This window comes from Streptomyces sp. NRRL F-5650, from assembly GCF_000721365.1.
Classification (GTDB): domain Bacteria; phylum Actinomycetota; class Actinomycetes; order Streptomycetales; family Streptomycetaceae; genus Streptomyces; species Streptomyces ardesiacus.
Genome location: NZ_JOGV01000111.1, coordinates 1 through 2500 on the forward strand (window position 1 = coordinate 1; position 2500 = coordinate 2500).

Here is a 2500-nt window from a genome sequence, read left to right on the forward strand (position 1 = left end):
CACCGCACGCTGCTCGAACACCGACCGCGTCCCCACCAGCGACACACCCACATCCACCGGCCTCCACCCGGCCCCCGCCTCCAGATGACCGGCCAGCCGCGCCGCCTGCTCCCGCAGCGCCGCCTCCGTACGCCCCGACAACACCCACGGCACCACCGACGACACCACCGGAACCACCACCTCACCCGGCCCCGACCCCACCGCCTCCACCACCCCGGCCACCCCGGCCGCCCCGGCCGCCGGAGCCTCCTCCAGAATCACGTGCGCATTCGTCCCGCTCACCCCGAAGGAGGACACCGCGGCCCTGCGCGGGCGGTCGGCGCGGGGCCAGGGCCGGTTCTCGGTCAGCAGCTCCACCGCGCCGGCCGACCAGTCGACGTGCGGCGTCGGCTCGTCCACGTGCAGCGTCTTCGGCATCACCCCGTGCCGCAGCGCCATCACCGTCTTGATCACACCGCTGACCCCGGCGGCGTACTGGGTGTGGCCGATGTTCGACTTCACCGAGCCGAGCCACAGCGGCCGGCCGTCCGGGCGGTCCTGGCCGTACGTCGCCAGCAGCGCCCTGGCCTCGATCGGGTCGCCGAGCTTGGTGCCGGTGCCGTGCGCCTCGACCATGTCCACGTCGGCCGTGGCCAGACCGGCGCGGTCGAGGGTGCCCAGCACCAGCTTGCGTTGGGCGGGGCCGCTGGGCGCGGTCAGTCCGTTGCTGGCCCCGTCCTGGTTGATGCCGCTCTCCCGGAGCACGGCGAGCACCGGGCGGCCCGCCTGCCGGGCGTCGGAGAGCCGTTCCAGGACGAGGACGCCGACGCCCTCGCCCCAGCCGGTGCCGTCCGCCGAGGCCGCGAACGCCTTGCACCGGCCGTCGGCGGCCAGACCGCCCTGCCGGGAGAACTCGGGGAAGGCGCCCGGCGTCGCCAGCACCGACACGCCACCGGCCAGGGCCAGCGAGATCTCGTCCTTGCGCAGTGCCTGCATCGCCAGATGCACGGAGACCAGCGAGGAGGAGCAGGCCGTGTCCACCGTCACCGCGGGCCCGGTCAGGCCCAGCAGATACGCGACCCGGCCCGACAGCACGCTCCCGGAGGTGCCCGTCAGCATGTAGCCGTCCAGGGCCTGCGGGGACGCGGCCAGCAGCCCCGCGAAGTCCCCGCCCGTGCCCCCGAAGTACACGCCGGTGGCACTGTCGCGCAGCGAGCGCGGATCGACCCGGGACCGCTCCAGCGCCTGCCAGGAGGTCTCCAGCAGCAGCCGCTGCTGCGGGTCGGTCGCCAGGGCCTCGCGCGGCGAGATCCCGAAGAAGTCCGCGTCGAAGTCGCCCGCGCCCTCCAGGAAACCGCCCTCCAGCGTGGTGGACGCGCCGGACTCCTGGGCGTCGGAGCGGTACAAACGGTCCACGTCCCAGCCGCGGTCGACGGGGAAGCCCGTGATCGCGTCCCGCCCCTGCTCGACCATGGTCCACAGATCCTCCGGCGTCCGCACCCCGCCCGGGAACCGGCAGGCCATGCCGACGATCGCGATCGGCTCGCGCGCCCTCTCCTCGACCTCGCGCAGCTTGTGCTGGAGGCCGCGGGCCTCGGCCACCGCCCGCTTGAGGTAGTCGCGGACCTTCTCCTCGTCGGACATCGGCTAGCAGCTCCTTGGTGGTCGTCCGGAAGATCGGCGTCGGTCAGAGACCGAAACCCTGGTCAATGGCGTCGAAGAGGTCGTCGGTGGTGGCCGAGTCCAGCTCGTCCAGCACGTCCCCGGCGGCCGGGCCGGCCTCCGGCGCGCTCCACTTGGACACCAGGCCGCGCAGCCGCCTCAGTACGCGCTCGTGGTCGCCGTCGGCCGCCGCGATCTCCGTGAGCGCGGACTCCAGCGCGTCGACCTCCGTCAGCGCGGCCTCGACGCCCGACAGCCCGGCGGGGGCCAGCTCCGCCAGTAGCTGTCCGGCGAGCGCGGCCGGTGTCGGATGCTCGAAGACCAGCGTGGCGGGCAGCCGCAGACCGGTCGCCGCGCCCAGCCGGTTGCGGAACTCCACCGCGGTCAGCGAGTCGAACCCCAGATCCTTGAAGGACTGCTCCGCCGCGACGGCCTCCGGGGACGCGTGGCCCAGCACGGTCGCCGCGTTCGACCGGACCAGCTCCAGCAGCCTGCGCCGCTGCTCCGCGACGGGCAGCCCGGCCAGCCGGGTCCGCAGCTCGGGGCCGTCGCCGCCCGAGCGCGCCACCCGGCGTACGGTGCCGCCCGCCAGCCCCCGGAACAGGTGCGGCACCCCGTCCGGCCCGCCGCGCAGCGCCGCGGCGGTCAGCCGGGTGATCACCTGGAGCGGTACGTCCGCCCCGACGGCCAGGTCGAACAGGGCCAGGCCCTCCGCGTCGTCCAACGGCCGCATGCCCGCCCGCTCCATGCGCCGGACGTCCTCGTCGTCGAGGTGGTGGGTCATGGTGCTGCGGGTGGTCCACAGTCCCCAGGCGAGGCTGGTGGCGGGTTGGCCGTGGGTGTGGCGGTGGTGGGCGAG

2 protein-coding genes are annotated in these 2500 nt (G+C 74.7%); both read right to left on the reverse strand.

The window, feature by feature from the left end; translation table 11 throughout:
- The coding region (locus tag IG88_RS0137555; RefSeq protein WP_031051289.1) for a type I polyketide synthase at positions 1–1623 on the reverse strand (1623 nt) is incomplete at its 3' end.
- Between the two features lie 43 nt (positions 1624–1666).
- Positions 1667–2500: acyl carrier protein (locus IG88_RS0137560; RefSeq protein ID WP_031051291.1), on the reverse strand; the 834-nt coding region annotated here is incomplete at its 5' end.